Annotated in this window: 31 protein-coding genes; 19 read left to right on the top strand and 12 right to left on the bottom strand. The window is 43.4% G+C overall.

The features are described 5' to 3' along the window. Window positions 1-20: 20 nt before the first annotated feature. The 3 genes from pqqC (HTH_RS06125) to pqqC (HTH_RS06115) are packed head-to-tail and all read right to left on the bottom strand — an operon-like array spanning window position 21 to window position 2,513. Entirely contained in the window at window positions 21-740 is a 720-nt protein-coding gene (gene pqqC / locus HTH_RS06125; RefSeq protein ID WP_012963848.1) for a pyrroloquinoline-quinone synthase PqqC, read from the bottom strand. Continuing rightward, complete coding sequence (pqqE, locus tag HTH_RS06120; RefSeq protein WP_012963847.1) at window positions 737-1,825, bottom strand: pyrroloquinoline quinone biosynthesis protein PqqE; 1,089 nt, start codon at window positions 1,823-1,825, stop codon at window positions 737-739. Before pqqE ends, pqqC (HTH_RS06125) begins: the two co-directional genes overlap by 4 nt. Then, complete coding sequence (gene pqqC, locus HTH_RS06115) at window positions 1,818-2,513, bottom strand: pyrroloquinoline-quinone synthase PqqC (protein WP_014462618.1); 696 nt, start codon at window positions 2,511-2,513, stop codon at window positions 1,818-1,820. The genes pqqE and pqqC (HTH_RS06115) overlap by 8 nt, the downstream gene beginning before the upstream one ends. A gap of 411 nt (window positions 2,514-2,924) precedes the next feature. Here pqqC (HTH_RS06115) and HTH_RS06110 point away from each other — a divergent pair, with 411 nt between their 5' ends. From HTH_RS06110 to HTH_RS06090, 5 genes are all read left to right on the top strand, one after another. Beyond that, on the top strand, window positions 2,925-3,152 hold the full coding sequence (locus HTH_RS06110) for a hypothetical protein (protein ID WP_012963845.1): 228 nt from the start codon (window positions 2,925-2,927) through the stop codon (window positions 3,150-3,152). Between the two features lie 186 nt (window positions 3,153-3,338). Then, a complete protein-coding gene (locus tag HTH_RS06105) occupies window positions 3,339-3,536 on the top strand; it encodes a hypothetical protein (RefSeq protein ID WP_012963844.1) in 198 nt (65 codons plus the stop codon). Then, a complete protein-coding gene (gene lpdA, locus HTH_RS06100) occupies window positions 3,533-4,930 on the top strand; it encodes a dihydrolipoyl dehydrogenase (RefSeq protein WP_012963843.1) in 1,398 nt (465 codons plus the stop codon). Before HTH_RS06105 ends, lpdA begins: the two co-directional genes overlap by 4 nt. 34 nt (window positions 4,931-4,964) lie before the next feature. Further along, window positions 4,965-7,010 (top strand): S8 family serine peptidase, encoded by a 2,046-nt coding sequence (locus HTH_RS06095; RefSeq protein ID WP_012963842.1) that lies wholly within the window; start codon window positions 4,965-4,967, stop codon window positions 7,008-7,010. Beyond that, window positions 6,959-7,342, top strand: a complete 384-nt coding sequence (locus HTH_RS06090) for a lytic transglycosylase domain-containing protein (protein ID WP_014462617.1) — start codon at window positions 6,959-6,961, stop codon at window positions 7,340-7,342. Before HTH_RS06095 ends, HTH_RS06090 begins: the two co-directional genes overlap by 52 nt. Here the strand turns inward: HTH_RS06090 and HTH_RS06085 are convergent, their stop codons facing one another. After that, window positions 7,343-8,266 (bottom strand): polyprenyl synthetase family protein, encoded by a 924-nt coding sequence (locus HTH_RS06085; RefSeq protein WP_012963840.1) that lies wholly within the window; start codon window positions 8,264-8,266, stop codon window positions 7,343-7,345. Between the two features lie 24 nt (window positions 8,267-8,290). Here HTH_RS06085 and uvrC point away from each other — a divergent pair, with 24 nt between their 5' ends. Genes uvrC through HTH_RS06070 form a run of 3 tightly spaced genes read left to right on the top strand, consistent with a single transcriptional unit; the run spans window position 8,291 to window position 11,233 of the window. Continuing rightward, entirely contained in the window at window positions 8,291-9,976 is a 1,686-nt protein-coding gene (uvrC, locus tag HTH_RS06080) for an excinuclease ABC subunit UvrC (protein ID WP_012963839.1), read from the top strand. After that, complete coding sequence (locus HTH_RS06075) at window positions 9,969-10,427, top strand: hypothetical protein (RefSeq protein WP_012963838.1); 459 nt, start codon at window positions 9,969-9,971, stop codon at window positions 10,425-10,427. The genes uvrC and HTH_RS06075 overlap by 8 nt, the downstream gene beginning before the upstream one ends. Before the next feature lie 11 nt (window positions 10,428-10,438). Then, a complete protein-coding gene (locus HTH_RS06070) occupies window positions 10,439-11,233 on the top strand; it encodes a polyprenyl synthetase family protein (protein ID WP_012963837.1) in 795 nt (264 codons plus the stop codon). Here HTH_RS06070 and rimI read toward each other — a convergent pair. Both rimI and HTH_RS06060 read right to left on the bottom strand, forming a co-directional pair. Further along, entirely contained in the window at window positions 11,213-11,692 is a 480-nt protein-coding gene (gene rimI / locus HTH_RS06065; protein WP_012963836.1) for a ribosomal protein S18-alanine N-acetyltransferase, read from the bottom strand. The genes HTH_RS06070 and rimI overlap by 21 nt on opposite strands. Next, window positions 11,676-12,044 (bottom strand): homoserine kinase, encoded by a 369-nt coding sequence (locus tag HTH_RS06060; RefSeq protein ID WP_012963835.1) that lies wholly within the window; start codon window positions 12,042-12,044, stop codon window positions 11,676-11,678. Before HTH_RS06060 ends, rimI begins: the two co-directional genes overlap by 17 nt. A gap of 30 nt (window positions 12,045-12,074) precedes the next feature. Here HTH_RS06060 and argF point away from each other — a divergent pair, with 30 nt between their 5' ends. The 5 genes from argF to lgt are packed head-to-tail and all read left to right on the top strand — an operon-like array spanning window position 12,075 to window position 16,463. Then, window positions 12,075-12,986 carry an ornithine carbamoyltransferase gene (argF, locus tag HTH_RS06055; RefSeq protein WP_012963834.1) on the top strand — a complete coding sequence of 304 codons (912 nt, stop codon included), beginning with the start codon at window positions 12,075-12,077 and terminating at the stop codon, window positions 12,984-12,986. A gap of 9 nt (window positions 12,987-12,995) precedes the next feature. Continuing rightward, complete coding sequence (locus tag HTH_RS06050) at window positions 12,996-13,991, top strand: 3-dehydroquinate synthase II (protein ID WP_012963833.1); 996 nt, start codon at window positions 12,996-12,998, stop codon at window positions 13,989-13,991. Further along, the gene (locus tag HTH_RS06045; RefSeq protein WP_012963832.1) at window positions 13,988-15,379 is read left to right on the top strand and encodes a UDP-N-acetylmuramoyl-L-alanyl-D-glutamate--2,6-diaminopimelate ligase; all 1,392 of its coding nucleotides are present in this window, start codon (window positions 13,988-13,990) and stop codon (window positions 15,377-15,379) included. The genes HTH_RS06050 and HTH_RS06045 overlap by 4 nt, the downstream gene beginning before the upstream one ends. Then, window positions 15,366-15,626 carry a hypothetical protein gene (locus HTH_RS06040; RefSeq protein ID WP_012963831.1) on the top strand — a complete coding sequence of 87 codons (261 nt, stop codon included), beginning with the start codon at window positions 15,366-15,368 and terminating at the stop codon, window positions 15,624-15,626. Before HTH_RS06045 ends, HTH_RS06040 begins: the two co-directional genes overlap by 14 nt. A 27-nt stretch (window positions 15,627-15,653) precedes the next feature. Continuing rightward, window positions 15,654-16,463: a prolipoprotein diacylglyceryl transferase gene (gene lgt, locus HTH_RS06035; protein WP_012963830.1), complete on the top strand. Its 810-nt coding sequence runs from the start codon at window positions 15,654-15,656 to the stop codon at window positions 16,461-16,463. Here lgt and gatB read toward each other — a convergent pair. Further along, window positions 16,451-17,872, bottom strand: coding sequence for an Asp-tRNA(Asn)/Glu-tRNA(Gln) amidotransferase subunit GatB (gene gatB / locus HTH_RS06030; RefSeq protein ID WP_012963829.1), 1,422 nt, complete (start codon window positions 17,870-17,872; stop codon window positions 16,451-16,453). The genes lgt and gatB overlap by 13 nt on opposite strands. Window positions 17,873-17,910: 38 nt before the next feature. Between gatB and HTH_RS06025 the strand changes: the two genes are divergently transcribed. Together HTH_RS06025 and rsmG are read left to right on the top strand one after the other, a co-directional pair. Further along, on the top strand, window positions 17,911-18,501 hold the full coding sequence (locus HTH_RS06025; protein WP_012963828.1) for an SCO family protein: 591 nt from the start codon (window positions 17,911-17,913) through the stop codon (window positions 18,499-18,501). Next, the gene (gene rsmG, locus HTH_RS06020; RefSeq protein ID WP_012963827.1) at window positions 18,498-19,088 is read left to right on the top strand and encodes a 16S rRNA (guanine(527)-N(7))-methyltransferase RsmG; all 591 of its coding nucleotides are present in this window, start codon (window positions 18,498-18,500) and stop codon (window positions 19,086-19,088) included. Before HTH_RS06025 ends, rsmG begins: the two co-directional genes overlap by 4 nt. Here rsmG and HTH_RS06015 read toward each other — a convergent pair. Then, window positions 19,058-19,798: a tRNA (adenine-N1)-methyltransferase gene (locus HTH_RS06015; RefSeq protein ID WP_012963826.1), complete on the bottom strand. Its 741-nt coding sequence runs from the start codon at window positions 19,796-19,798 to the stop codon at window positions 19,058-19,060. The two genes, rsmG and HTH_RS06015, sit on opposite strands and share 31 nt — an antisense overlap. Further along, window positions 19,795-20,253, bottom strand: a complete 459-nt coding sequence (locus tag HTH_RS06010; protein ID WP_012963825.1) for a hypothetical protein — start codon at window positions 20,251-20,253, stop codon at window positions 19,795-19,797. The genes HTH_RS06015 and HTH_RS06010 overlap by 4 nt, the downstream gene beginning before the upstream one ends. A gap of 82 nt (window positions 20,254-20,335) precedes the next feature. Between HTH_RS06010 and HTH_RS06005 the strand changes: the two genes are divergently transcribed. Then, window positions 20,336-20,773, top strand: a complete 438-nt coding sequence (locus HTH_RS06005) for a pyridoxamine 5'-phosphate oxidase family protein (RefSeq protein WP_012963824.1) — start codon at window positions 20,336-20,338, stop codon at window positions 20,771-20,773. After that, window positions 20,770-21,537 carry an ABC transporter ATP-binding protein gene (locus tag HTH_RS06000; RefSeq protein ID WP_012963823.1) on the top strand — a complete coding sequence of 256 codons (768 nt, stop codon included), beginning with the start codon at window positions 20,770-20,772 and terminating at the stop codon, window positions 21,535-21,537. Before HTH_RS06005 ends, HTH_RS06000 begins: the two co-directional genes overlap by 4 nt. Here the strand turns inward: HTH_RS06000 and HTH_RS05995 are convergent. From HTH_RS05995 to HTH_RS05990, 3 genes are read right to left on the bottom strand one after another with little or no spacing between them, the layout of a single operon-like run. Then, the gene (locus HTH_RS05995; RefSeq protein ID WP_012963822.1) at window positions 21,512-23,374 is read right to left on the bottom strand and encodes a vWA domain-containing protein; all 1,863 of its coding nucleotides are present in this window, start codon (window positions 23,372-23,374) and stop codon (window positions 21,512-21,514) included. The two genes, HTH_RS06000 and HTH_RS05995, sit on opposite strands and share 26 nt — an antisense overlap. Window positions 23,375-23,408: 34 nt before the next feature. After that, the gene (locus tag HTH_RS09975) at window positions 23,409-23,585 is read right to left on the bottom strand and encodes a hypothetical protein (RefSeq protein ID WP_012963821.1); all 177 of its coding nucleotides are present in this window, start codon (window positions 23,583-23,585) and stop codon (window positions 23,409-23,411) included. A 60-nt stretch (window positions 23,586-23,645) separates the two neighbouring features. Continuing rightward, complete coding sequence (locus tag HTH_RS05990) at window positions 23,646-23,888, bottom strand: hypothetical protein (RefSeq protein ID WP_012963820.1); 243 nt, start codon at window positions 23,886-23,888, stop codon at window positions 23,646-23,648. Window positions 23,889-23,935: 47 nt separating this feature from the next. Between HTH_RS05990 and HTH_RS05985 the strand changes: the two genes are divergently transcribed. Together HTH_RS05985 and moaA are read left to right on the top strand one after the other, a co-directional pair. Then, window positions 23,936-24,358, top strand: a complete 423-nt coding sequence (locus HTH_RS05985; RefSeq protein WP_012963819.1) for a molybdenum cofactor biosynthesis protein MoaE — start codon at window positions 23,936-23,938, stop codon at window positions 24,356-24,358. After that, window positions 24,355-25,359 (top strand): GTP 3',8-cyclase MoaA, encoded by a 1,005-nt coding sequence (gene moaA / locus HTH_RS05980; RefSeq protein WP_012963818.1) that lies wholly within the window; start codon window positions 24,355-24,357, stop codon window positions 25,357-25,359. Before HTH_RS05985 ends, moaA begins: the two co-directional genes overlap by 4 nt. The last annotated feature ends 92 nt before the right edge of the window (window positions 25,360-25,451 follow it).

Here is a 25,451-nt window from a genome sequence, read left to right as displayed (position 1 = left end):
TTGTGTGCCTCCTAAGAGCTTTAATCGTAAGGCGTTTTTCCGTCATTTTTCAAAATGTATTCATAATAAACTGCATCAAGTAAAGACCATAGAAGATCAAGCTTAAAAGAGAGTGCTTCTATACACTCCATTTGATCTTTCGGGCTTTTAACATGACTTTTCAATATGTTAATTGTACCTGAGAAATCTTCACTTATTCCTTTTTGCGACAATCTCCACTCAAAATACTCAAAGCCTTCTGGCTTAATCCAAGGATATTTATCTTTCAGGGCTACTATCCTTTCCTCTATAGCTTGAGGAGCAAAAAGTTCAGTAAGCGTGGTTGCAACTCCATATATCCAGCTTCTATGTTTACACAAGTTAAGGTAAGTATCTACGGCAAACCTTACCGCTGGTAGTACATTTCCCTCCACAATCTGCTCTCTATTTAGTCCAACTGCTTCACCGAGCTTTATCCACATCTCTATACCATAGTTATCGTGGTTGAGTATTCTCTTTATCCATATGCGTCTTACTTCTGGAAAGGGGCAGTTGGATATGATGGCAGCATCCTTCATGGGCAAGATCCTTTGGTAATAAAACCTGTTTACCACCCATGCCCTTATCTGTCCTGGCGTTAGTTTGCCCTCCACCATCAATCTGTGAAAAGGATGATGGATATGGTACTTATCCTTACCAAAATCTTTCAAGGTGTTTATAAACTCCTCGAAGGGTAAAAGAGAGCTTCCTAACTCAATCATTTTATAATACCTCTTTTTACTGGTGACATATAGCGCTCTTTTGCTTCTTGTATAAGCTTATCCACCAAGTACCTGTGGGGTGATAATTCACAGCTTGGATCTGTAGCATCTGCCATTCCTGTTAATAGATATGCAAAACATCTACAACCACCAAAATCTTTTTCTTTCTCTGGACAACTCTTGCAGGGTTCCTTCATCCATGCGAAACCTCTAAAAGCATTAAAGGATTCTGAATTATGCCATATTTCATATAGGCTTTTATCTCGTATATTCTCAAAGGTTAAGGTTTTTATAACCTTTGCTCCATGGCATGGAAGCACCTCTCCAATGGGATTTATTACCATGTACTTGTTTCCCCAGCCATAAGTACAAGGTTTTGGCCTGCCTTCATATATATCAAGAGCAACCATAGTTATGTTCATTTCTCCCATAAACTTTTCTTTATACTTCTGGGCTATCCTATAAGCTCTTTCAACACTCTCCCTGCTCGGTATAAGCGAAAGCCTATTCTTCCAATCCCATCCACCAAATTGGAGCATGGCTATCTCAAACCTTGGTATTCCAAGATTATAAACAAATTGGATGACTTCCTCTATGTAATCTATATTCCATCGATGAAGGACAATATTTATAGTTAAAAATACCCCTGTTTCTTTAAGCCATGATAATATTTTTAACTTTTTTTCATAAGTCTTTACTTCCCCAATTAGATCATTCAAATCTTTTGTGTGTGCCTGAAAGCTAACTTGTACATGATCAACTCCCTTTTTGACAAGTTCTTCCCAATATTTCTTATCGTACAGAGTTATATTTGTTATAAGATTAACATACAGCCCACAATTTTTAGCTTCTTGTACTATATTAGGTAAATCCTGTCTTATTGTAGGTTCCCCACCTGTTATGTGAATGTGAATTATACCAAGTTCTGCAGCTTCTCTAATGACTTTTCTCCATTCATCTGTGGTAAGTTCTTTTTGAGGGGCGTATTCGTTGAGATCCTGTGGATTGTAACAGTACCAACAGTGCATATTGCATCTATATGTCAGCTCAGCTACCAATACTTCAGGCTCTTTTATCTCATTCATAATCCCTTCTCCCATTAATTACGTACTCCATGTATAGAGCATCTAGCATGTTCCAAAGTACGGCTGTTTTAAAAATGAGAGCCTCTATGCATCTTTCCTTTTCATCCTCTGTCTTTATGTATTCTTTAAGTATATTGAGAGCCATATGACTATCCTCTGGTCCCTCTTTAAGTCTCCACTCAAAGTACTCAAAACCATTTGGTTTTATCCACTCATAATGCTTTCTCATGTGTTCAAGTCTTTCCATGTGTGCATTGGGAGCTACAAGTGTTGTAAGAGAAGAAGCTATTCCTTCAAGCCACGATCTGTTTTTACAGAAATCCAGATACGCATCACAGGCAAGTTTTACTCCCGGTAATACGGCACCTTCCAATAAGTCACTTCTGCTAAGACCTACCGCTTCACCGAGCTTTATCCACATCTCTATACCATAGTTATCGTGGTTGAGTATTCTCTTTATCCATATGCGTCTTACTTCTGGAAAGGGGCAGTTGGATATGATGGCAGCATCCTTCATGGGCAAGATCCTTTGGTAATAAAACCTGTTTACCACCCATGCCCTTATCTGCCCTGGCGTTAGTTTGCCCTCTACCATCAATCTGTGAAAAGGATGATGGATATGGTACCTTTTATATCCTTCAAGCTTCAGAACCTCTACAAAATCTTGAAAAGTATCACTTGAAGACACAGCACACCTCCTTAAGCTTAACAAGCCCGCATGCCCCTCTTTTGGACATGCGGGATAGAAGAAAGATACTTATACTTTGACCATAGAGTAAGCGCTGTACTCTGAGCCAACGCTTACCTTCTTGAGGGTGGGTTTGCGCCACTCTCTCCTCATGGCTATCACCTCCTTTAAAGATATTAAGTTTTAATTAGTAATAATAATTAAAGAAAGTATTTTGTCAAGTGATTATGATCACAATCATAAACATCCTTAAACATTCTTTTATTGAAAATTATAACGACTTGGAATTTTTATGTCAAGTTCTTTGGGAGCCTGTTTAAAAATCCTTAAATTCTTGTATATCAACAGCTTGAAAGCTAACACGCCTCCAAGAGCTTTCCGCACAGTAAGTTTAGTTTTACAATACTCCGCATGCTAACCCTTCAATGCAAGCTAATACTTGATAAAAAAGACAAAAAGAAACTCCTTGACATTATGAGAGTCCAATCTTCAGCAGTAAGATACGCTTACAATAGACTGCTGGAGAGTAATAACCCAAAGTCCTTACACACCTTCAACACCATCACAAAAGAGCTCCAAGAAACCTTTAAGCTATTAGAGGAAGAGAGTTATTTGAGAAGCTATAAAGAAGACGCATAAAGGGAAGCCTGTGAGTCAGAGAGAGTGTCAGAGCCTCTGGAAGGAACAAACAGGGTTAGCTCGCTGTCAGTATGGGCGGGCGGGCAAAGTGTTGTTAATCAACGCTTTGGGATTTTTTAAACACGCTGGCACTGGCGGGTAATGCTCTGGAGATATTAAACACACTAAAGTATAATAAAAGTCCTGATGAAGGAAACCCGTATAGTGAAGTATATAAAGTCTCTTATAAGGAATCACAAATATTTAACAGTGGAGGATATAATGCTTTTGCTAGAAAGGTATTATGGGCTTCCTGTAAGGGTACCGTCTGTATATTACAAATACAAAGGTATCATAAAGGAGTGTAGGAAAGAAGTTTATAAAGAGAGGAGAAGGAAGGGATGAGGTTTGACCTTGTTATAGTTGGGGCTGGAAGTGGCGGTTATGAGGCTGGTCTTTATGCTCACAGGAGAGGTATGAAGGTGGCTTTAGTGGAGCTTTCTCCCGAAAGCGTTGGTGGAAATTGCCTAAATAGAGGGTGTATTCCTTCCAAATACATGAGGCACGGAGCTTACCTTCTAGAAAAGTTCCAAAAGATGCCAAGCTACGGAATACTTCCCAAGGGTTATGACCTGGACATGAAGAAGCTCAGAGAAGGAAGGGATCATGTGGTGGTGAGCATAAGAGAGGGTTTTAAGAAGTTTGCACAGCAACTTAAGATACCTATTTTTTACGGAAGGGGAGTTATCAAAGATGAAAGGACTGTTTATGTGGAGGGTGAGGATATAGAGCTAAAGACTGGCTTTATTCTTCTTGCTACAGGTTCTTCGACAACCAGCTTGGGCAACTTGGTGCCTGATGGTAGGTATATATACGACACGGACCAGATATGGAACCTGGAGAGCTTTCCCAAAAGGATGCTGATCGTAGGGGGCGGAGCTGTGGGTGTTGAGTTTGCATACATATTCAAAATGTATGGGTGTGATGTGGTTCTGGTAGAGATAAAGGATAGGCTTTTGCCGTCCAATGACATACCAGAGGAGTCTTCCAGGTACTTGGCAAGAAAGTTAAAAAGGCTTGGCGTTGACATAAGGCTAAAAACATCTGTTGAGAGTTGGGAAAGGAAGGGGGAAAGCTTAAATATAAAGCTTTCTGATGGTTCGGAGGTTATAGTGGATGCTGTGCTACTTGGGGTGGGAAGAAAGCCCAACACGGAAGGGATAGGGCTTGAGAATGTTGGTATAAAAAAAGACCAGAGAGGGTTTTTATTAGTCAATGAGTATTGCCAGACATGTGTAGAAAACATATACGCCTGTGGTGATATAACTTCTCCGCTTATGCTTGCCCACAAGTCCATGTATGAGGGTAGGGTGGCGGTGAGCCACATGCTGGGTGATAGGGACCTCAAAAGGGACGAAAGGATAGTTCCTAAGATTATATACTCTGCGTACGAGATAGCATCGGTGGGACTCACAGAGGAGCAAGCGGAGGAGATGGGTTATGAGGTCAAGGTAGGTGTGGTGTCTTTTGTGCCAAATCCAAAGGCTATGGATGACGGGGAGAACGAAGGTTTTGTGAGGCTTGTGGTGGATGCGGAGAATGGGGGTATTCTGGGTTGCCACATACTTGGACCTTATGCAGGTGAGCTTATACATCAGGTGGTGCATCTTATGAAGGCAGGCAAAGATGTGGAGTTTCTCTCCAAATCCATGTATGCACACCCATCTCTCTCGGAAGCTATAGGTCAGTCAGCTATGGAAGTTCATTTTGGTCCATTAACTTGGGCAAAGAGGCACTAAAATATGGTAAGCTATGAAGTAAGGGGGAAGAGATATGGTTAGGTTCTTTGTGCTTTTTTATGCCCTTTTGTCCTTCGCTTACAGCTCAGATAAGCTGGACCCTGTGCTGAGAAAAATGCTCTCCTATGGCGAGAGAGACCTTGCTTCCAAGTCTTATATGTCCCTTCAAAAGGTGAAGGTGCTAAGAAGTGATGGCAAGGTTGAGCTGGTAGACCTTTCAAACACAGATATTAAGCATCTTCAAATGGACCAAAAAGTTCTCTACATAGAAGCACCCAAAAAGCTCAGGCTGCTTGACGATATAAGTAGCAACTCCTCTTATGTCTTGTGGGGGCGTGGAAACACCTCGGTGAGCGTAAGCTACAACAAGCCCTTCTATGGTTATATATTTGGGGGAAATGTCAGCGGTCAAGGATGTACACAAAGCTCCATCTTTTTTCAATGCAGCTCTGCTACAGATTTAAGCATTACCGCACTAAGTGATTACAGGCTCATACTCTACGCACCTGATATGAATGCTTCTGATATAAGCGGGGGTGAAAGGAAGTACCTGGTAGGCACAAGGGCAAGTGCCAGCCAAAGCACCGGCAGGGGCGTAATAGTGGGCATAATAGATTCGGGCATAAACTTCTGCCATCCAGCTTTCAGAAATCCCGACGGCACTACAAGAGTGCTATTTTACAAAGATCACATGGGTATAGAATTTAACGAGGCGCAGATAAACGACAGGATAAATATAGGGAACTGCAATTATGATAATGAAGGGCACGGAACCGCAGTAGCAGGTATTGCTGGAGGTTATTGGTCTGCAAGTAGATACAACAGCGTAGCTAAGGATGTGAAGTTTATAGTGTATAAAACTAACCTTTACGACACGGATGTGATGGCGGGGCTTGATTACATTAAATCAAAGGCTCAAAGTCTTGGAATGCCTGTGGTTGTGAATTTATCCTTAGGTGGACACCTTGACCCTCATGACGGCACGGGTCTTTTAGATAGGTATATAGACCAGTTATCAGGTCCGGGATTTATAGTGGTTGTATCTGCGGGCAACGAAGGAAGCGACAAAATACACGCCAGACTAACTTCAGATATGGGGGATATACACATGTCTGTTTCTTCAAGTGTGGCTATAGATGGCTGGTACACAAGGGGTGCTTCCTATAGGGTGCGGGTGTGTGATGAAACTGGGATAAACTGCATAGGCGCTGAGCCGGGTAATGTCTCTCAGGGACAAGTTAGCACCACATCCTGCTATGTCTATATTGACAACAGGACGCTCTCATCTCCTGTAAACGGTGATGGTGAGATATACGCAGAGGTCTCCTGCCTTAGTCAGACCAACCTGATACTCAGACTTACAAGGCTAAGTGGTGGTGGGACTGTAGATTTATGGATCTCTGGGGATGGTGAGTTTACAGATGGTCAGGTTAGCGATGGGTTTGGAGGTTTTTCTTACACAGTTTCCTCACCAGGAACTGCCAGAAGTGTTATAACGGTAGGAGCCATAGGAGCCAGCTACATAAGTCAGTCGCGTTTTGACAACTATGGTCGCATAGCCTTCTTCTCCTCAAGAGGTCCCACAAGGGACGGTAGGATAAAGCCGGATGTGGTGGCGGATGGCTTCTTCCAGTGCACCGCAAACCCTAATTTTTCTGGAAGCACTGACCCCAATCTGTGCGGACCGCCAGGTAGTGGAGCTTACTATATGGCAATAGCAGGAACATCCTTCTCCGCGCCGGTGGTTACATCCCTAGTAGCCATTTACTTGCAAAGTCATCCATCCGCAGACCCATCACAAATCAAAAACTGGCTTACCAGCAATGCTTTTTACGATACGGAAGGGACACCTCCCAATGTGGCTTACGGATATGGTAAAGCGGTATGGAAGGACTCTGCCTCTGCTACCTCACCTCAGTCATCAGGCGGTGGAGGTGGATGCAGTATGGTTTCCTCCTCACCTTCCAGTGTTCTACCTTACGCCTTTCTGATGCTATTAGTGTTAATCAAGAAGCTACGGAGGTTGCAGTGCTTGACATTTCAGCATGTTTTGACAAGGCTTCCTACGAGACGGGGGTGAATAGAAAACTCCTTGTAGTTATAGCCTATGTAGAGAGCGGACTAAGAAGCGATGCCTTAAACAGAAACAGCAACGGAACTTACGACATAGGCTTGATGCAAATAAACTCCTCCAACATACCCAAGTTAAAAAGGATGGGTATCATACAAAAGGAGGAGGACCTCTGGGATACATGTACTAACATAAGAGCTGGTGCATATTTGCTCAAAGAGTGCATAGCCATTTATGACCTCAGCTGGAGAGCGGTAGATTGTTACAATAAGGGAAGTAAGGCAAAGGATATAAGTAAGTATGTGTGGAAGGTTTACAAAGTGCTTAGCACAGTCAGGTGATCATCTCTCCCTTTCTATCACTGAAAGTACAAGAGTCTCTAAGACTTTTGCATTATTTTCTCCCATCAACTGACGGAGTTCTTTGAGTGCTTCTTCTATGTACATCCTTGCCATCTGGTAAGTCTTTTTTACACCACCCAGCTGTATCACCTTTTCCCTTATCCAAGCAGTGTCTGAGTTTCTCAGGGAGCTTTTGACTGCCTCTGTATCTAAGTTTTCCATTACGCTTATGAGGGGATAGGTGCATTTGCCCTCTCTAAGGTCATTCCCTACAGGTTTGCCAAGCTTTTCCTCCGACCCTGAGTAATCTAAAGCATCATCCACCAGCTGAAAGGCTCTCCCCACCTTTAAACCCATTTGGTAAAACCTTTCATAATCCTCTCTGCCTGCCATCAAAGCTCCCACAGCCATACTTGCTCCAAAAAGCACGCCCGTCTTTCTGTCTATTATGCTAAAGTAAGTTTCTTGGTCTATAATGTCCCCTATGCTTTTTAGTTCCAGCACCTGCCCCTGAGCCATGTCCATAACAGCCCTGCTTACTATTTCTATACTTTTTATATCACCATAGCGAGAGTAAAGCCAGAGAGCTTTTGCATACATGTAATCACCCGTCAGTACGCAAAGGTCGTTTCCAAAAACCAAATTGGCGGAGAGCCTCCCTCTCCTTCTGTCCGCACCGTCTACCACATCATCGTGAAGCAGTGAAGCAACATGTATATACTCTATGCCTACAGCAAGAGGTAAAACCTTTCTTTCATCCCCTCCCAAAGCTTTGCATGTGAGCAAACTAAGAACAGGTCTCATTCTTTTGCCACCTGAGGATATTATGTAGCTACCCACCTCCAAAATAGCCTTTACTTCAGGCTCCAGGTGCCTGAGTAGCTCTTCCTCTAAAAGACGCACCGCATAATCCACCACATGCATCTAAATAAGTATACTTTAATACTTATGCTAAGGCTGGAAGATATTCTGTCCGCACCTGAAAAAACTGGCGTTTATATAATTAAAAACTCCAGCAAGGTAATATACATAGGAAAGGCAAAGAATATAAGGGAAAGACTCTTACAGCACTACAGACAGAAGGAGACGGATGCCAAAGAGAGAGCTATAATGTCAGAAGCTCGGCACCTTGAGTGGATCATTACCAGAAATGAGTTTGAAGCTCTCACCTTAGAGATAGACCTCATCCAGCTACACAAACCTAAGTACAATGTGCTTTATAAGTACGGAGGAGGTTATCCTCTCCTGCTTATCACACAAGACGCATACCCTACGCTTAAAGTGGTAAGAGGCCACTCAGAAGGCATGGTATTTGGTCCCTTCTTTAGCACAGGCAAGGCAAAGAAGGTAAAAAGACTCCTTCACAGGCTTTTCAGGCTTAGAACCTGCGACCCTATGCCCCAGAGGAAAGAGCCGTGTATGGATTATCACTTAGGGCTCTGCTCTGCTCCCTGCTGTGGATACATAAGCAGAGAGGAGTACGAGCTTAGTGTAAGGTCTGCCATCAGCCTGCTGTCGGGTGATGTTTCTTCTGTGCTTCCTGAGCTTTATAAAGCTATAGATAGGTACTCTCAGGAGCTAAAGTTTGAAAAGTGCGCTCAGATAAGGGATCAGATAATAGCTCTTGAGAACCTTGCAAAGGGGCAAAAGGTGTCCAACATTCCCATCCATAGCGCTGACATATTTTATTCCATGGGTAGGCTTTTGGGCATATTCCTGATAAGGTCTTCCAAGCTGGTGGATAAAGAGGTCATACTTCTTGAGGATGAGCAGCAAAAAGAGGAAGTCATCTTAGGTTTTTATTACTCAAATCCCCTTCCACAGCATCTAATTACCAACTTTGACCTTCCTGATGAGGTGTTAAAGTGGCTTAGCCAACGCGGTAGGGTAAGCTTTGACACTCTCAAAGACAGAGAGCTTGAAAACATCATAAAAGAAAATATGGGCGACCATGTGGACCTGGCGCTGCTGGAGAGAGAGTTTAAAGAGAAGCTGGGTGTTGAGTCTTTACACATAATAGAAGGTTTTGATGTGTCTCACTTTTACGGTGAGCATCTGGTAGGCTCTTGTGTGGTGTGGGAAAGAGGATATATGAACAAGAGGCGCTACAGAAGATATAAGATAAAAAGTGTAAAAAAGGTGGATGATTACGCATCTCTTAGGGAAGTCTTAGAAAGAAGAGCAAAAAAGTTAAAAAGCGGTGAGGAAGTGATGCCTGATGCTTGGCTCATAGACGGAGGCTATGGACAGCTAAGGGTTGCCATAGAGGTAAAGAGAAGAATGTCTCTCCCTGTTTTGGTGTTTGCACTGGCAAAGCAGGAGGAGATACTTCTGTGTGAAGATGGCAAAGAAATACCTCTTAAGGAACATCCCATCCTTTACAGGGTTTTTGGACTCATAAGGGATGAAGCTCACCGCTTTGCGCTATCTTATAGCAGAAGGCTAAAGATAAGGGAAGATACTACGCATGTGCTTGATTATATAAAAGGCGTAGGTGAGGTCAAAAGGCGTATCATATACAGAAACTTTGAAAATCTCTACGAGCTTTTGGTGGCGGATGATGAGAGGCTAAAAAGGCTTGGCATAAGCCCACAGATAAAGCAGGAGGTCAGAAGGTATCTTGAAGGTGATTAAGAATGTTAACTTTCCAAGTTATGTCTTTTCCTCTTTCGTAGCAGGCTATGTGATGATGGCTGTGGATATGATAATGGACGGCTTTTTGGGTCTTTTTGGCACTTACAGGGAGTACCTGCAGATGGTAAGGCAGTTTGGAATTTTCCAGGGCTTTGAGGGTATAGCTTTGGTGGTGGGTCACACGATAAATTCCTTAGTTTTAGCTCTTTTCTTCGTTGATGTGAGAGTTTACAATAGAATACCGCTGAGAGGGGGTTTGGCAAAGGGTATTTTCTTTGGAGCTGTGTGGCATGTGTGGGTGTTGGTTTTTCTCCTCTTTGCCTCCATAGGTGGCTCTAAATTTGCAATAAGTATGCTACATTCGCCTTACACAAGCCACATTTCTCTATTCCTCCTTCACCTTATTTGGGGTGGCACGCTTGGACTTTTGTATACACCAAAAGAGCTTTAAAATTTTATCACATGTTGGAACTTTGGAAATCCCAAATAGAAAGCAGGTTAAGGGAGCTTTTAAAGCCCTTTGAGCCACGCATCCTTTACGATGCCATGTCTTACTATGTCTTTCAGGAAGGCAAAAGGATAAGACCTCTATTTTTGTGTGCTGTATCTAACGCTTTGGGAGGTAATCTGCAGGACGCTATAACTGTGGGATGTGCCATTGAGTTTATACACAATTACTCTCTGGTGCACGACGACCTTCCTGCTTTAGACAATGACGATTTTAGGAGAGGTAAACCTTCCTGTCATGTACTCTTCGGTGAGGACATGGCTATACTTGCCGGTGACGCTCTTTTGAACCTTGCCTTTGAGACCCTTTCCAACAGAGAAAACTTCATCTCCTTGAGCGAAAAAGACCTTATTTACATAATAAGACTTGTATCAGAAAGTTCTGGTTTTCAAGGCATGGTAGGTGGACAGGTTATGGATGTAAAAAAGTTGGGAGACCCCTGGAGCATAAGCCTCAAAAAGACAGCCTCCATGTTTTCTGCGGTTTTTGCGTGCGGCGGGATAATCTCAAAAAAGTATGAGCGTGTGGAGTATCTTAGCAAAGCCGGCACTCAAGTAGGTCTCCTTTTCCAGTTAATTGACGATTATAAAGACAAAGACGGTTTTTATCTGTTATACGGTGATGACATAACGCGCCTAGTAGAAGAAAAGCACGCAGAGTGCATAAATATGTTAGAAAGCATGGGCATACTAACACCTTTTATAAGCTCTCTAATAAGAGCAGTCATATCACCCCTTGAGACTGTCTGAGGGTGTGGAAAGCTCCAGCACCATCTGATAAGCGCTCTCACCGTCCGAATAATACTTAGGTCTTTCGCTGATTATCTTAAAGCCTAAGGACTTATACAACCTTATGGCGCGCATGTTGGACTTTCTGACATCCAAATGTATAGCGCTCACCTTATCCTTAAAGTTCTCTATTAGATAGGTGAGTAATTTTTTCCCGTAGCCCTTCCCCCAATATTCTTTTTTCACCGCAAAGTTCATCAGAGTTGCTGTATCGTACACGGTCCAGGCTATAAGGTATCCTATTACGCTACCGTTAAGTTCAAGCACATACTTATGAGAGTAATTTAGGCTAAACTCCCTTTCAAAAGCGCTTTTGCTCCAGGCGTCAGAAGTAAAGCATTCTCTGTTTATTTCCACCACCGCATCCATATCTTCCTTTTCCATAGGTCTTATGACAAGTACGCTATCTTGGATATTCACACTTGCCTTGCACTATCAAACTCCATATTAAGAAGGCAACAGGCTCGGGCACTATAACCGTCTTTCTGTTACCGCTTTGGCTTAGGATCTCGTGAAGCTCCGTTCTAAGCACCGCATCCCCAGTAAGCTCAAAAAGCACATCTATGGCGTCCTCAAGGGATCTGAGCATGTCCCTTGCATCCCTGTAATAAGCTATTCCCCTTTCCTTTGCTATCTTCACACTTTCTAAGTTCTCCTTAGGCTCAGCAACTGCAATGATCTTAACGCTGTCAGCGCTCACTCCAAGAAGCGCCTCAAGAAATTGACTGCCTACTCTGCCAAGACCAGCTATAGCCACATTAACACGCCTCACCTTCTAACCTCCTGAGATATAATAGTATAAATGATAAGGAATTTTGTGGATCTGTGGGAGATTACTCCTGACGAAGGATGGGCTATTTTGCTGGATGCGGAGAGCATAAAAACTGGTAGGGATAATCAAAAGTATCTTTTGGGGAAAAATGTGGGGCTTTTTTTCACAAAACCCTCTACAAGGACAAGGGTATCTTTTGAGGTGGCAGTCCATCAGCTGGGAGGAAATGCCATATATCTTGCGGAGCAGAGCTTGCAGGTTTCAAGAGGTGAAGACCTAAAGGATACTTCAAGGACTCTTTCCAGATACCTGGACTGTATAGTGATAAGAACAGACTCCCACAGAAAGTTGGAAGAGTATGCTAGATACTCCACGGTGCCGGTGATAAACGCTTTAACGGATATGTCGCATCCCTGTCAGGTGCTCAGTGATGTTTTTACCCTTTATGAGACCTTCCAAGAGGACTTGAGGAATATAAAGATAGCTTATGTAGGTGATGGAAACAATGTTTGCAACACTTGGCTTGTGGCCGCTGGTCTTTTTGGTCTTAACCTCTTTGTGGCAACTCCCGAAGGTTATGAACCCAGCAGTTATTACTACCAAGCCGGCGAAGACCTCTGTAAGATTACAGGTGGAAGCATATACTTGACTACCAATCCAGTGGAAGCTGTAAAAGACGCGCATGTAGTTTATACGGATGTTTGGGTGAGTATGAATCAGGAGAGGGACGAGGAGAAGCTAAACCTGTTAAAGCCTTATCAGGTAAACCAAAAGCTGCTGTCTTATGCAAGGAGCGATGTTAAGGTGATGCACTGTCTTCCTGCCAGAAAGGGTGAGGAGATAACGGAGGATGTTTTTGAAGCTCATGCGGATTTCATATTCAGGCAGGCGGAAAACAGATTACATGCACAAAAGGCACTTTTAAAGTTTTTGCTGGTATAATTTACTTAAATGAAGGAGTTTTGGTATTGGGCTGAAAATTACGATAAGAAGCTCATAACCACTGCCATTGAATCCGGAGCTACCACAATACTTCTGCAAGACCCTTCCAAAAAGGAGGAGGTCAAAAGGCTGGGAAGGGTAAGTATAGTATCCCAAAACGGGGACTTAAAGCTGGGTGAAGATGTGGTTTATGTGCTTATAAAAGGCAAAGAAGATGAAGAAAGGGCTGCCAAGTATCCTCCTAAGGTGAAGGTGATAGTGGAAACCACTGACTGGACCATAATTCCCCTTGAGAATCTCATAGCCCAGAGGGAGGAGCTTTATGCCGTTGTAAAAAATGAGGAAGAGGCAAAAACCGCCTTAAGGATATTAGAAAAGGGCGTTAAAGGTATAGTTTTAAAAAGTCAAGATGTAAACACCATAAAGAGGGTGGGAAGAGTCCTTGAAGAGGGAGAGGAAGAGCTCCATCTCTCCGTTGTCAAAATCACGCGCATACTTCCCCTTGGTTTGGGGGACAGGGTGTGTGTAGATACCATCTCCTTGCTTGACAGAGGTGAGGGTATGCTGGTGGGAAACTCTTCGGGTGGTATGTTTTTGGTGCATGCGGAGACGGAAGAGAACCCCTATGTGGCATCAAGACCCTTTAGAGTAAATGCGGGAGCGGTTCACATGTATATAAGAGTGCCGGGCAATAAAACCAAGTATCTTTGCGAGCTTTCTTCGTCAGATGCGGTGATGGTTTATGACTACAAGGGAAGAGGAAGGGTGGTGTATGTGGGAAGGGCTAAGGTGGAGAGGCGCCCCATGATTCTGGTGGAAGGGAAAGTGGAGAACAAAAAGGTGAGTGCGGTACTTCAAAATGCGGAAACCATAAGGCTTACAAGACCAGATGGAACACCAGTATCTGTGGTGGAGTTAAAAGAAGGGGATGAAGTGTTAGGGTACATAGAGGAGGCAGGAAGACACTTTGGCATGAAGGTGGAAGAAACCATCACAGAAAAATGAAGCTTTTTGAAGATGTCAAAGGCATTACCGATAACTCCAAAGAGGTGAAGGAAGGTTATATATTCGTAGCTATAAAGGGTTCTCAAAATGATGGACATAACTTTGTAAAAGAAGCGCTCAGCAGAGGTGCCAAGTGGGTGCTGGTGGAAAAGGATGTAGGCATAACAGATAACAGGATCGTAAAAGTAAAAGACACTCGGGAAGCTCTTGGAGAGCTTGTCAGTGCCTTTTACGGAAAGCCTTCCAAGAAGCTCAAAGTTATAGGCATAACAGGCACCAACGGTAAGACTACCACCACTCACATAGTGGAAGCATTGCTTAACGCAGGTGGTATAAAAACTGGTCTTGTAGGCACTATATACTACAGGCTCATGGACAAGATATACGAGTATGAGGGTAGAACAACTCCACACCCTGCTGTGTGGCATGCAACGCTTAAAAAAATGCTCGAAGACGGTGCGCAGGCTCTGGTGGCAGAGGTATCATCTCATGCTCTTGATCAGAAGAGAATCTGGGCAACGCACTTTCACATAGTGGGCTTTACAAATCTATCTCACGACCACCTTGATTATCACAAAAGCATGGAGGAATACTTTAAAGCAAAGCTAAGACTCTTCAAAGAGTACACTTACGAGTATGCAGTTGTGAATTCTGACGATGAGTATGGAAAGAGGATAGTAAGGGAGCTCAAAGGCAGAGCTATAACTTATGGAAGGGAAGGAGATTTTAAGATACTGGATTTTGACACCGGCTTTGAAGGGTCAAAACTGAAAGTAGCGTATGAGGGAAAAACTTACAAATTTTACTCTAACTTAGTTGGAGACTTTCAGGCATACAATCTGGCGCTTGGTATTTTGTGTTGCATGCTTGTTGGGATAGAGGTGCAAGCCATTGAGGAAGGTCTAAAAAAGGTTTATGTACCGGGAAGGTTTGAAACATACAGGGGAGATGGGTTTTTAGTTATTGTGGATTATGCACACACGCCTGACGCCCTTGAAAATGTGCTAAAAAGTATAAGAAGGCTCTCTACGGGGAGGGTTATAACCCTCTTTGGTGCAGGAGGCAACAGAGACAGAACAAAAAGACCCATCATGGGAAGCGTTGCAGAAAAGTGGTCAGACCTTCTGGTTATCACATCTGACAATCCCAGAGACGAGGACCCCATGGACATAATAAGGGATATACTTCAAGGAGTAAAAGACACCTCCAAGGTGCTTGTAGAGGAAGACAGGAAAAAAGCCATAAAAATGGCCATAAGCCTTGCAGAGGAAGGTGATACAGTTCTCATTGCAGGTAAAGGACACGAGGACTATCAGGAGATAAAAGGTGTTAAATACCCCTTTAAGGACTCAGATGTGGTGAAGGAGGTTTTGAGTGTGCGACTTTGACAGCCTTTACTATCATCTCAAGGATGAGCTTCTGAGGATTTACAAGGAAGCGGAAGTACCTCAACCTCGTATAAAGATAGAGGACCTTCAGAGTGCCAAAATATGCGGGCTTTCTAACCTTGCCAAGCTCATCCTTTACCTTGAGAGGGAAGGCTACCTTACGGTTCTTAACAAAGACGAGAGCTTCAAGCGCTGGGAGGTGCAGATAGAGGCAGGCATACTTGATCTGATGTTTGGCTATGGGTAAAAATACTCTTTTGGAGGAGGAAAAGTCATGTTTCCTGTTTTAATTGAGGTCTTTGGTATCAAGATATACACCTATGGCGTGCTTGTTGCAACAGGTGCGCTTTTGGCTTACTTTCTAAGTCTTAGGCTTGCAAAAAGGGAGGGTCTAAATACTTCCCAAATAGAGAATACATTACTCTTTGCTTTACTGCTGGGAGTGATTGGTGGAAGGCTTGCCTATGTGATAGAGCATCCCGAGCAGATGAGGAATTTTATAGACGTATTTGCCATATGGAACGGTGGCATGGATTTTTTTGGAGGGCTTGTAGGAGGTGTTTTGGGTGCCATTTTAGCCATAATGTGGTATAAGCTCCCTGTCTGGAAGGTGGCCGATATGGCAGTGCTGTCTTTGACGATAGCACACGCAGTGGGAAGGCTCGGATGCACTTCTGCAGGGTGCTGCTACGGTCAACCGTTTCCAACACAGGGTGTATCTACCCCTGGCATACACTTCTCCCATAAGTTTCCCTTCTTTTATGTAGTCTTTCCTGAAGGTGCGGTAGCACCACCTTACACGCCACTCTACCCTACACAACTTATGGAGTTTATCGGGCTTATCTTTATCTTTTCTCTTCTGCTTTTGGCACACAGGAAAAAACCTTTTGATGGTTTTGTCTTTTCCTTGTACATGCTTCTTTACGGTGTTCTCAGGTTCTTTCTTGAGTTTTACAGAGGAGTTACACCTCCCATCCCGGGTTTGGGTCTTACATGGAATCAAGTGGTTTCATTGCTTATGATAGTCCTCTCACCTGTGCTGATGTTTTTACTAAGAGGAAATAGGAAGGCTCAAACTGTATAGACTTTTAGAAGCTCTCTGAGAACTTTGTTTACCAACTGTGGATTTGCCTTACCTCCGGCTGCCTTCATCACCTGACCTACAAGAAATCCAATGACCTTCTCCTCACCTTTTAGATACCTTTCCACCTCTTTGGGATGATTTTTAAGCACTTCCTCTACAAGCTTTTTTATACTCTCCTCGTCGCTGACCTGCTTTAGCCCTCTCTCCTCTATGATGAGCTCTGGGTCTTTCCCTGTTTCTACCATGAGCTTTAGCACCTCTTTGGCAAGCTTTGAGGAAAGTGTCCCATCTTTTATAAAGTTTATAAGCTTTGCAAGATGCGCGGGACTTACCAAAGATTCCTCTATGCTCTTGCCCGCTTCGTTTAAAAGCCCAAGAAGGTCGTTCAAAAGCCAGTTGGATAAGAGTTTAGGCTCCTGACAGAGTTTTACTGCTTTCTCAAAGAAATCACCCACAGCCTTCAGGTCAGTCATAACTTTGGCTTCATAAGGACTAAGACCGTAAAACTCCACGAGCTTTTTCCTTCTTTCTGATGGAAGTTCTGGCATGTTCCTTTTTATCTCCTCTATCCACTCGCTGGAAATTATCAGAGGCAAAAGGTCTGGGTCTGGAAAGTATCTGTAATCCTCCGCCTCCTCTTTTGTCCTCATAGGGTGAGTCAGGCCTGTTGCCGGGTCAAAGGTTCTGGTCTCTTGCTTTATCTCTCCACCCGAGGATAGTATCTTTATCTGCCTTTGGACCTCACTCTCTATAGCCTTTTGCACAAATCTAAAGGAGTTTACGTTCTTTATCTCCACCCTCGTGCCGAGTGTGTTGGAGCCTTTTGGTTTTACGGAAACATTTATATCACACCTTAGCTGTCCCTTTTCCATATCAGCCTTTGACACACCTGTATATCTCATGATATTTCTAAGCTCTTCTAAAAAGAGCCTTGCCAGCTCCGGCGAGTTTATATCTGGCTCTGTAACTATCTCCATCAGCGGAGTGCCTGCTCTGTTGAGGTCCACATAAGTTTTATTTCCTTCGTGTATATTCTTACCTGCATCCTCCTCTATATGAAGTCTCCTTATTCTTATCTTCCTTCCTTCTATCTCAAGCCATCCGTTTACCGCAAGAGGTTCTTCGTACTGAGATATCTGATAACCTTTTGGAAGGTCAGGGTAAAAGTAATTTTTTCTTGCCAGCAAGCTTTTCTGCCTTATCTCGCAGTTAAGAGCAAGGGCAGCTCTTATGGCATATTCCACAGCTTTTTTATTCAGAACGGGAAGGCTTCCGGGAAGGGCAAGACATACAGGACACACCTTAGTGTTGGGTTCTGCGCCAAACTCCACAGGACAAGAACAAAACATCTTAGTTTGTGTGTCCATCTGCACATGTATTTCAAGACCTATAACAGGCTCAAACTCCATAGCACCAATTTTATCACACAAGCTATAATTTAAACATTATGAAAAAGTTAGCGTTATTTATAACATGGTTAGCTCTTCTGATTTTTGCTCCATCCTGCCAGAAAAAACACGAGTTTTACGGCTTTGTGTATGACCAGCCTGCTTACGACTTTAAGCTAACCGACCAAGAAGGAAGGCAGGTGAGCCTCTCCGATTACACAAGGCAAGGTAAGATAGTAGTCATATTTTTTGGTTATACTCACTGTCCGGATGTTTGTCCCACAGCTCTTACTACCCTTGCCAGCATGATGAAAAACCTCAAGGAGGATGAGAGGAATAAGGTTCAGGTGCTTTTTATAAGCGTTGATCCCGAAAGGGACACTCCCAGCGTCCTAAAGGGTTATGTCCCCTTTTTTTACCCTACCTTTGTGGGGCTCACAGGTAGCCAAGATGAGATAAAAAAGGTGGCAAAAGAGTATAAGGTGTTTTACAGAAAAGTCAAAGGCGAATCCGCCGCAGGCTATCTTATTGATCACACCGCCACCATATATGTGGTGACACCCGACATGAAAATAAAACTCCTCTACACACCCACAAAGCAAAGCCCTGAAAAGATGGCTAAAGATATGGAGTATCTTTTAAAGAGTTGATAGAAGATATCTTCAAAAGAAACGGATTTGACCTATCTGACCAACAGGTAGAGCTTTTTTACACCTACATGCAGGAGCTAAAAAAGTGGAACAAGGTCCACAGGCTCACGGCTATTGAAGAAGAGGAGCAAATAGTCATAAGACACTTTGTTGATTCTCTTACTTTGGCACTGTGCTTTGAGCAAAAAGGATTGGATGTGAAAGGCAAAAGCGTGTGCGATGTAGGTTCGGGGGGAGGCTTTCCGGGAGTGCCTCTCAAGATATACTACGGTCCCCAGATAAACTTGACGCTTGTAGAGTCCGTTTCAAAAAAGTGCGCCTTCCTTGAGTATGTAAAAGCAAAACTCGGTCTTGATTACAGAGTTTTGTGTAAGAGGGCAGAGCAGCTCAGAGAAAATAGCTTTGACATAGTTGTGTGTAGAGCCTTAGGAAAGCTTGAAGATATAGTCCCCATGCTTATCAGACTCTCTCGGGAATTTGTCTTTATTATGAAGGGCAAAGAACTTCCCAAAGGGTATGAATACTGCAAGATAAACACCTACGACATAAAAGACAGCTATATCCTCTTCCTTCCAAAGAGAAGGTAAGCGGTATGGGCAGGCATCTGGTCTTCTGGTCTGAGCCTCTCTGGATTGGTTTTGTAATGCCTCTGAAGCATCTCCAGCACCTCAAGGTCTGTAAATAGGTTTGCCATAGAGGAGAGAAGTCTGCTCACCTGATTGGTGGTGGGAATCACAAAAGCGCAGGTTTTTCCTCTTTTTAGCACCCTCCAAACCTTTTCTAAGTATTCCCAAGGCTCTTTTACATCCACAAGGCACGCATCAAAAAACTCATCCTCCAGAGGCGCATCTGCAAAGTTCATATTAAAAGCTTTTACATTGCTACAAAGACCAAAGGTCTCCCAGTTTTTGAGGGCAATCTTATAAAATCGTTCTGAGACTTCGTAGGTCCACACCTCACCCGCCAGAAGAGAGAGGACAGCAGTCATAGCACCGCTTCCAGTTCCAAACTCCAGCACCCTATCAGTGTGCCTGATATCTAGCTTGAAAGCTGTGTAAAAGGCATCCTTTGGATAAATTACCTGTGTTCCCCTTTTGAAACCCAAAAGCAAAATGTCTTCCAGAGAAGGCTTTAGCACAAAAAACTCCCCTATCTTTTGTCCCTCCTGCTTGCCCAGTATATCCTGAAAGCTTATGGCATGACCTCTTACACTCAGGTGCAAACCCTTTACGAGCCTTTTTAGGTACTTCCTGTCTTTGTATAGTATAAGAACATGTTCACCCTCTTTGAAGCTCATCTCAGCTCCAGTATAGCCCTTCCCAAAAGGTAAGATGCTTGAGAGTATCTTAATGCGTATTCGTAATCTTTCACTCTGATGTTTTCCTTTGCCACCTGATAAAAGAGCAGCTGGTAAGAGTATAAGTTGCTGTGTTTATCTTTGTACTTTCTTGAAGCATTTAGAGTATAAAGGGCATTTCTTAACCTTTTCTGCACCACTACATTAAGGAGTTTTTTATCTTCGGGAAGTCTTGCGTCATTTACTTTGAGAACCTCAAGTGCAGAGAGGATCTTATCCGCAGAACGCTGAAGCTTTTTGTTTCCTGTAGAGCATCCATCTTTTATAAGCTTATCCGCTTCACTCATAAGCTCCTCGTATATGGCATCCTTCTCAAGAGCTGTATATCTTGACATAAGGGATGCACAATCTTGAGCATAAGCTACAAGGCACAGTATTAGCACAAGGAAAAACACACTATTATTATAATAATTCTTGACGCTGAGGACAGCTTGCCTTATCTTTTGCCAATAACTTTAAAATGGTGGAGGTTTAAAGATGCTACCTGCGGACCTTGTGGAGCTGATGAGAAGTATGGGTGTATTTCCCGCTGTGCTTGGCACTGCCAACAAAGATGGAGAGGTGCATATGACTTTTATAACATGGGTTTATCCCATCAGCGAAAAGGTGCTTCGATTTGCCTTAAGCAGTGGCTCCAAAAGTGCAAAAAATCTTCAAGAGAGAGCTGCTGCGTGCTTGATGTTTTTCTCCTTGGGCAAAGCTCTTGCCTGTTATGGTGATGTGCGAATGGTCGTTGAAAGGATAGAGGATATAAAGTTTCCGGTATCTGTGTTTGAGATGCAAATAAACAGGGTGGAGGATAACCTGTTTCCGGGTGGTACGGTTACGGGCACCATACCTTTTGCGCATACTGGCAATCTGGAAAAGATGGTGGAGCTTGATGGTTTGGTTATAAGGGCTATGAAAGGACAATGAACAAAGCGGTTCAGGTTGAAAACCTCTATTTGAGTATAAACGGCAGACAGATACTCAAAGACATAAGTTTTGAAGTTTTTGAGGGGGAAGTCTTTACAATAGTGGGGGGTAGCGGGAGTGGGAAGACTTCCATTACCAAGTGCATAGTGGGTTTATGGAAGCCCACCAGCGGTAAGGTGGCGGTGTTTGGAAAGGACATAAACACACTTAGCATCATAGAGCTGGACAAGCTGAGAAAAAATATAGGTTATGTCTTTCAGGGCGCTGCTCTCTTTGACAGTCTGCGAGTTTGGGAAAATGTAGGTTTTTACTACTTAGAGCGCACAGATATAAGTAAAGATGAGATAAAAAAGCTGGCTCTTGAAAAACTCAAACTGGTTGGTTTGGATGAAGATGTCCTGGAGCTTTATCCCTCGGAACTCTCAGGCGGTATGAGAAAGAGAGTAGGTATAGCCAGAGCTATAGCAACAAACCCTAAGTTAATTATATACGATGAACCTACATCAGGGCTTGATCCCATCACCAGCAGGACGATAGATAATCTCATAGTCTCCCTGAGGGAAAAGACTGGCAGCACTTCTATAGTGGTCTCTCACGACCTGGTTTCAGCCTTTGGCATATCCGACAGGCTTATGGTACTAAAGGATGGTCAGGTAGTGCAGATAGGGACTCCTCAGGAGATACTCTCCTCGGACATAAGCTTTGTAAGGGAGTTTATAAAAAACGGTCTTGGTGATATCAAGACGAGGATTGAAGCCTTCTAAACTGGTTTTCCATCACCAGCATAAAGGCGGAAGGTAGCATGGACACATCCCTTATCTTTATACCTGTTTTATCAAAGTATTCCTCCACGAAGTTTTTAGTCTCACCTACACCTATGCCTACAATAGGAAACCTCGCTTTTAGCTCCCTTATGAGGTCCTTGAGAGCTTCTCCCTTAAGACCTCTTGTAGGCTCACCATCGGAAAAAACCAGCATAACACCCTTTATCCCTTGCTTTCTACAGAAGATTTGAAGGTCCTCGCCAGATACAAGCAGAGCCTTCTCTATGTTGGTGCCTCCTCCAAGCATCTTGTTTAGCTCCAGTATCCTTGCCTTTGCACTCATGTAATCCTCTTCAAAGGACTTTATGCTAAAAATCCTCTCGGCGAAGGCATCTATGGAAAAGGGCATTTTCATCTCACTTAGCACCTGACTAAAGAGCAGAAGAGACTTTATGGCATTCTCTATCTTGTCCTCCCTCTTCATGGAAGAAGATACATCTAGAAGGAGCTTAAAGGCAAGCTGTTTTTTTTCTGGAATAACCCTCCTTTGGTATATGCGACCGCGTTTTGTGGGTATTTCTATATGCATTTTTCTGTAATCTACACGCCTTCCGTGAGTGTATCCCCAGAGCCAACCCTCCTCTTCCTCTGGCATAAGCCTTTTGAACTTTCTTTTCATAGACTCAACAAAGGGCATTATGCCTCTCATGAGAAGCTGATACCTTCTGAACTCCTCCTGATCAAGCCCATACTCCCTTTTATACTTCCTGTCGATGGGGGACTCTTCGGAGCTTTTAGCGTCTTTTTGAGAAAGTCCAGAACCCTCGGAGGAAGTCTCCTCCCACCCCTTTATTAAAAAGGACACAAACCCCCTGTGCTCTACCTCCGTTTGCAGAGTTTTGGGAAGAAAGTAGGAGATAAATTCCAAATCCCTTTCAAGAAGGCTCATATAGGACATCTGCTTTATGTAATCTTTCATCCAGTCTGGAAGGTTTTTTAACCTTTTTAATATATCCCTTCTTAACTCCTCTGGAACCTGCCGGGAAGATTTAAAGCTACTCATTAAATGTTGGTATTCTTCTGGTAGTTTTTTCAGTATGTCCGTCATTATTCTGCCTTTATGCCCCTGTTTTGTCTTTCCCAGAGCTTCCTCAATGAGCATATCTATGTAATTGAACTCTAAGGAATCTTCAATACAAGCCCTGTACTTGCCAAAGGCTTCTTCCATAAGAAGCAAGTATGCCCTCTGACTGTCCGCTTTTATATATTCTTTGAAAAAGTCCTCAAGGGAGAGAACCTGCCTACGAACACTTGTGTCTATCTCCTCCGGTTTTGAGAGCCAGAGCCTAAGAAAACCTAAGGCAAACTCGTGATAAGGGTATGTATTCTTTAAATTTGCAAGCACCTCCTCGTACCTGCGTCTAAGAGTGTATGCACTGTTGAGATACTGCTCAAGAATGCGCTCATCCGCTCTTATGGATTCCAGCACAGTGTAAAGAACAAGAAAGGCAGTAGGCTGGTAGCCAAATCTGAAAAACTCCCTCTGCCCCATTTTCCAGAGAGGCAGGTCCGCGCTCAGCAGGTAGCTTATCTCGTGCCTTATGGCATTTATTATGTATTCCTCACTCTTTCTGACCAGATCCGGTATGCCAAATACAACACCCACAGGTCTTTTAATGTTAGAAGGTATATCTTGCACCTCCCCCCTTGCCCACATCTCCACAAGAGGCAAAACCTTAGGGTCGTAGCCGGCACCCCACCCTTCATAACTTCCCTGAACCTGAATATCATACTCTCCTTCTAAAAGACTAGCTATAGCCTTCCACTTTTCCTTCACTCTTTATATAATAGGCTTTATCCACTGAACCTGCTTAAAAAATCTTACCACCGGTTGAAAAAGTGTTATAATATAAGAACATGTCAACTTTTAACCTCAGAGCACAGGTGTATAAAGCTTTCATTACAGCCTTTGCCTTTACACTTGCAGGAACTCTGTGCCAGTGGTAAACTTTATCAAGTATCTCTCTTACAAGGTTTAGCACGCTCATATCTTAATTCTACCCCTCCTTTCTGGAGGGATCCCTCTTTAAAAAGTTGACATCCTCTATCTACGCTCCGATTATTTTTTTCTTTTTTGTTAGGAAGCACAGGTTCAGAGCTTCTCCCTCAAACCAGCCTATAAAAGGTCTTGCGCTTCTGGGCTGTCTTCCCTTTGTCTCCCTTACCGATACACCGAGGTCGGCACTCAAAAGCTCCTCCAGAAAGCGAAGCCCATCCGACCTGAAAAACCCGAGAAACTTATGCTCCTCCTTAGTTATGAGTTCGTTGTATAACTCCTCAAACCCCCTCATGAAGATAAATTATACTTCCCTCAGCAGGATTATATTTAAATACTACCATGATACCAAGAGTTTACATAGGTGCAGAATGGATAGGCATAGAGAGGATACTTGCTCATTACCAGACTCCGCATGATTGCGGTGCAAGTCTGACATTTTTAGGTATAGCCAGGTCCGCTCCGGAAGATGGTGATGTGAGAGAGCTACACTACGAGGCTTTTCCTGAGATGGCTCTTAAAGTTATGCAGCAGATAAGAGAGGAAGCAATAAAGCTTTTCTCCGTTAAGGAGATCTTTGTTCACCACAGGTTGGGGGTTGTAAAGGTTGGAGAGCCTTCCTTCCTCGTGTGCGTATTTGGCGGGCACAGGGACGAGACTTTCAGAGCCTGTAGGTATGTGGTGGATGAAGTGAAAAAGAGAGCTCCCATATGGAAGAAGGAAGTTTTTTCTGATGGCAGAGGACAGTGGGTGCTTGGAGCATGATAAAAGATACCTACGGAAGAGAGCTTCATGACCTTAGGGTGTCGGTAACCGATAGGTGCAACTTCAGGTGTCAGTTTTGCATGCCGGAAAATCAGGATTACGAGTTTTATTCAAGGTCAGAGATACTTACCTTTGAGGAGATAGAGCGCATAGTGAGGGTCAGCACGAAGCTGGGAGTAAGGAAGGTTAGAATAACCGGTGGCGAACCTCTTGTGAGAAAGCACATTGAAAATCTCATACACCTGCTTTCGCATGTGGATGGTCTGCATGACATTAGCATGACTACTAACGGCTTTTTACTCTCTCAGAAGGCAAAGCTTCTAAAGGATGCAGGACTCAAAAGGATAACCGTCAGTTTCCATTCCCTAAAAGATGAGGTGTTTTCTAAGGTAGTTGGTAAAGATGTAAAGGTTTCTGATATACTCAAGGGAATAGAGACTGCTATTGATGTTGGTTTTCATCCTGTCAAAGTAAATGTGTGTGTTGTGAGAGGGCTTAATGACAGTGAAGTGCTGGACATAGCTAAGTTTTTTAAAAGTATGGGTGTGGTGGTGAGGTTTATTGAGTTTATGGATGTGGGCAACATAAACGGATGGTCTTTGGAGAGAGTAGTTTCCGCAAAAGATATAGTAAATATCATATCCAAAGAGTTTGATATAGAGCCAGTGGAGAAGAGCTACAGAGGTGAGGTAGCAGACAGATACAGATACAAGGATGATGGGCTTGAGTTTGGTGTTATATCATCCATCACTCAACCCTTCTGTGGTGATTGTAACAGACTTAGGCTCACAGCTGACGGGAAGCTTCTCACATGTTTGTTTGCAACGGATGGCTATGACATTAAAAGGCTCATCAGAAGCGGTGCCAGTGACGAGAAATTACAAGAGTTTATAAGAGGTGTGTGGCAATCAAGGAAGGACAGGTATTCGGAAGAGAGGCTTGAAAGGATAAGGCGTGGTGAAATATTGAGAAAGGTAGAAATGTTCAAGGTGGGCGGGTGAGGCATAGAAAAACAAGGTTTTAGGCGTCTGTAGCCAAACAAACCTGTTTTTCCATCCGCCCTGCAGGGACTAAACTTCCCTGCTTACTACTC

The organism is Hydrogenobacter thermophilus TK-6 (assembly GCF_000010785.1).
In the GTDB taxonomy this organism is placed as follows: Bacteria; Aquificota; Aquificia; order Aquificales; family Aquificaceae; genus Hydrogenobacter; species Hydrogenobacter thermophilus.
Note: the sequence above shows the minus strand (reverse complement) of the source record. Positions and strands in the feature narration are given on the sequence as shown.